At 71.7% G+C, this 4,177-nt stretch carries 2 protein-coding genes; both read right to left on the bottom strand.

Annotated features, from left to right (window positions below; genetic code table 11):
* Positions 1 to 3,105, bottom strand: a 3,105-nt coding sequence (locus AB0M11_RS41085; protein ID WP_365714060.1) for a type I polyketide synthase, incomplete at its 3' end; no start/stop codon positions are given.
* A 49-nt stretch (positions 3,106 to 3,154) separates the two neighbouring features.
* The coding region (locus AB0M11_RS41080) for a beta-ketoacyl reductase (protein WP_365714058.1) at positions 3,155 to 4,177 on the bottom strand (1,023 nt) is incomplete at its 5' end.

Here is a 4,177-nt window from a genome sequence, read left to right as displayed (position 1 = left end):
GAGGCTGCCGGTGACGTGCCGGGCCCATGGTGTCTCCGGTCCGGCGTCCTGGGCGGCGGAGTACACGGCGACCGACCGCCGCCCGTCCTCCGCGCTGCCGACGACCACCTGGACGCGCACCGCTCCGCCCTCCGGCAGCACCAGCGGAGCCTCGATCACCAGCTCCTCGACCGCTGCGGCGCCCACCTCGTCACCGGCGCGCATCACCATCTCCACCAGCGCCGCCCCTGGGACCACGGTCGTCCCGGCGACGACGTGGTCCGCCAGCCACGGATGCGACCGCACCGACAGCAGACCCGTCGCCAGCACCCCGCCCGACTCCGGCAGCGGAATGATGGCCCCGAGGAAGGGATGGCCGGCCGGGGCGAGCCCCAGCGCGTCGGCGTCGGAGCGCGTCTCAACGGGGCGCAGCCAGTACCGCTCGTGCTGGAAGGCGTAGGTCGGCAGTTCCACCCGCCGCCCGCCCGGCGCGAGCGCCGCCAGGTCGGCGGGGACCCCGGCGCTGTGCAGCCGGCCCACGGCGGTCACCGCGGCGCGTGCCTCGGGGAGGTCCTTGCGCTGGAACGGCACGAAGAGGGCGTCGCCGGTGGCGGACTCCTGCCCCAGGGCCGTGAGCACACCAGTGGGTCCCAGCTCCAGGAACGCGGTGACGCCCTCTGTCTGAAGGGCGGGAATCGCGTCGGCGAAGCGGACGGCTGCGCGGACGTGGCGGACCCAGTACTCCGGGGAGGTGAGCTCCTCGGTTGTGGCCATCTTCCCGGTCACGTTGGAGACGACCGCAGTACGTGGCTCCCGGTAGGTCAGCTCCTGGGCGACCTGCCGGAACTCGTCCAGCATCGGCTCCATCAACAGTGAGTGGAAGGCGTGGCTGACCGTCAGTTTCTTCGTTTTGCGACCCTGTCCGGCCAGCGTCCCGGCCACCTGGGCCACGGCGTCCTCCTGGCCGGAGATGACGACGGACTCCGGCCCGTTGACCGCCGCGATATCGACGTTGTCGCCCAGCAGCGGCCGGACCTCGTCCTCCGTCGCCTGCACCGCGACCATCGCGCCACCGGCCGGCAGTGCCTGCATCAGTCTGCCGCGTGCGGTGACCAGCCGGGCCGCGTCGGAAAGCGACCAGACCCCGGACACATACGCTGCCGTCAGCTCACCGATGGAATGCCCGGCCACGAAATCCGGCCGCAGCCCCCACGACTGCACCAGCCGGAACAACGCCACCTCCATGGCGAACAACGCCGGCTGCGTGAACTCCGTACGATCCAATGCGGGGGCGTCCTCGAACACCACCGCCCTCAACGACCGGGGCAGATGCCGGTCCAGCTCCGCTACGACCTCGTCGAACGCCTCGGCGAACACCGGATACGTGGCATACAGCTCACGGCCCATGCCCACCCGCTGTGCCCCCTGACCGGTGAACAACACGGCCAGGCGTCCCGACGAGACGGGCGGAACGTCACCGGGCACCGCCCGGAGCGCGGTCACCGCTTCGGCGTGGTCCGCGGCCACGACCACAGCCCGGTGCTCCAGGGCCGCGCGAGTGGTGGCGAGCGAGTACGCGACATCCGGCAGATCGGCGCCGGCCGTCTCCAGATGCTCGGCGAGGCGATCGGCCTGCGCCTTCAGCGCCTGCGCCGAACGCGCGGACACCACCAACGGCACCGGACCGGTGAAGTCGACGTGGACCTCGGCCGGTTCCTCGGCCGGTTCCTCGGCGGGTGCCTCCTCGATCACCACATGCGCGTTCGTCCCGCTCACACCGAACGACGACACGCCCGCCCGCCGCGCACGGCCCTCCTCCCGGGGCCAGGAACGGGCCTCGGTGAGCAGCTCGACGGCCCCTTCCGACCAGTCCACCTTCGGCGTCGGCTCGGCCACGTGCAGCGTCTTCGGCAACTGCTCGTACCGCAGTGCCATCACCATCTTGATGACACCCGCGACACCGGCGGCGGCCTGCGCATGGCCGATGTTGGACTTGAGCGAGCCGAGCCAGAGCGGGCGGTCCTCCGGTCGGTCCTGGCCGTAGGTGGCGATGACGGCCTGGGCCTCGATCGGGTCGCCCAGCGCCGTGCCGGTGCCGTGCGCCTCCACCGCGTCGACATCCGTGGGGAACAGCCGGGCGTCGGCAAGGGCCGCCCGGATCACCCGCTGCTGCGCGGGGCCGTTGGGCGCGGTCAGACCGTTGGAGGCACCGTCCTGGTTGACCGCCGTACCGCGCACCACCGCGAGCACGGGGTGCCCGTTGCGTCGCGCGTCCGACAGCCGCTCCAGGAGCAACAGCCCAGCGCCTTCCGACCAGTTCGTGCCATCGGCGGAGGACGAGAACGCCTTCGCCCGGCCGTCCTTGGCCAGGCCGCGCTGGCGGGAGAACTCGACGAACCCGTCCGGGGTGGCCATGACGGCCACACCGCCTGCGAGGGCCAGCGAGCACTCCCCGTCGCGCAGGGACCGTACGGCCAGGTGGATGGCGACCAGCGACGAGGAGCAGGCCGTCTCTACGGTGATGGCCGGGCCTTCCAGGCCGAAGGTGTAGGAGACCCGGCCGGAGGTGGCGCTGCCGGAGTTGCCGATGCCGAGCATGCCTTCGACGGACGGCGGGATGCGCTGTCCGACGGGGGCGTAGTCGTGGTGCATGACACCAGCGAACACACCGATGCTCTGCCCACGCAGCCCGGTCGGGGCGATGCCCGCGCGCTCGAAGGTCTCCCACGAGGTCTCGAGCAGCAGGCGCTGCTGCGGGTTCATGGCGAGGGCCTCGCGCGGGGAGATCCCGAAGAAGGCCGCGTCGAACTCGCCGGCGTCGTGCAGGAATCCGCCGTGCCGGGCGTAGGAAGTCCCCGGATGGTCGGGGTCGTCGTCGAAGAGGGTGTCCAGGTCCCAGCCTCGGTCGGTGGGGAACTCGGTGACGGCGTCAGTGCCGTCGGCGACCAGCCGCCACAGTTCCTCGGGCCCGCTCACCCCGCCGGGGAGCCGGCACCCCATCGCGACCACGGCGATCGGCTCGTGCTTCCGTTCCTCGATCTCGCGCAGGCGGTGGTTGGCCTTGCGCAGGTCCGTGAGGGTTTTCTTGAGGTAGTCGCGGAGCTTTGTCTCGGTCGTGTCGCTCATGTCTGTCTCTGTGTCCCTTTCGTTCTCCGTGTCGTCCGGCGTCGTCCGCTCAGGACAGACCGAGCTCGTTGTCGATGAGGGTGAACATTTCGTCGTCGGTCACGGAATCCAGGTCGAGGTCGCCCGAGTCGTCGGGGAGGAGGCTCTCCCAGAGAGCGGTGAGGTTCTTGAGCCGTTGGAGGACCAACTGGGCCCGCTCCGCCCGGTCGGTCCCGTCGTCGGCCGGACCGCCCGCCATCACCCGCTCCAAGCGGTCCAGTTCCTCCAGGACGGAGAGGTCTTCGACCGTCTCGGCCTCCGCGGGCCGCAACTGCTCCACGAGGAGTTCGACGAGGGCGGCCGGCGTCGGGTGGTCGAAGACGAGGGTGGCGGGCAGCCGCGCACCGGTGGCCTCGGTGAGCCGGTTGCGGAACTCGACCGCCGTGAGCGAGTCGAAGCCCATGTCCCTGAAAGCGCGTTCGGCGTCGACGGTGGCCGGGTTGGCCACGCCGAGAACGGCGGCCACCTGCACCCGAACCAGGTCCAGGAGCAGTTCGCCGCGTTCCTGAGGGGTGCGGTCGGCGAGCCGCTGCGCCAGGGACTGTCCCGCCGGCTCGGTGGCGGCGGTGGCGGTGCGCCGGGCCGACGGCCGGACCACACCGTGCAGGATCGACGGGACACCCGCTCCGTCCGAGGCGCGCGACCGCAGCTCCGCCAGGTTCAGGCGGGCCGGGACGAGGAGTGCCTCGCCGGTGGCCAGCGCCGTGTCGAACAGGGCCAGGCCGTCGGCGCCGGTCAGACCGAGCATGCCGTTCCGTTTGTTGCGCTGCAGCGAGGTGCTGTCCAGGGTGGCGGCCATGCCGTCGGACCACATGCCCCAGGCGAGTGAGGTGGCGGGGAGCCCGAGGGAGCGGCGGTGCTCGGCGAGGGCGTCCAGGGCGGCGTTGGCGGCGGCGTAGTTGGCCTGGCCGGGGTTGCCCAGGACACCGGCGGCCGAGGAGTACAGCACGAAGGCGGCCAGGTCGAGGTCGCGGGTCAGGTCGTGCAGATGCCAGGCCGCGTCGACCTTCGCGGTGAACACTTTCGCCAGCCG

Source organism: Streptomyces sp. NPDC051987 (genome assembly GCF_040680735.1).
Lineage (GTDB): Bacteria > Actinomycetota > Actinomycetes > Streptomycetales > Streptomycetaceae > Streptomyces.
Note: the sequence above shows the minus strand (reverse complement) of the source record. Positions and strands in the feature narration are given on the sequence as shown.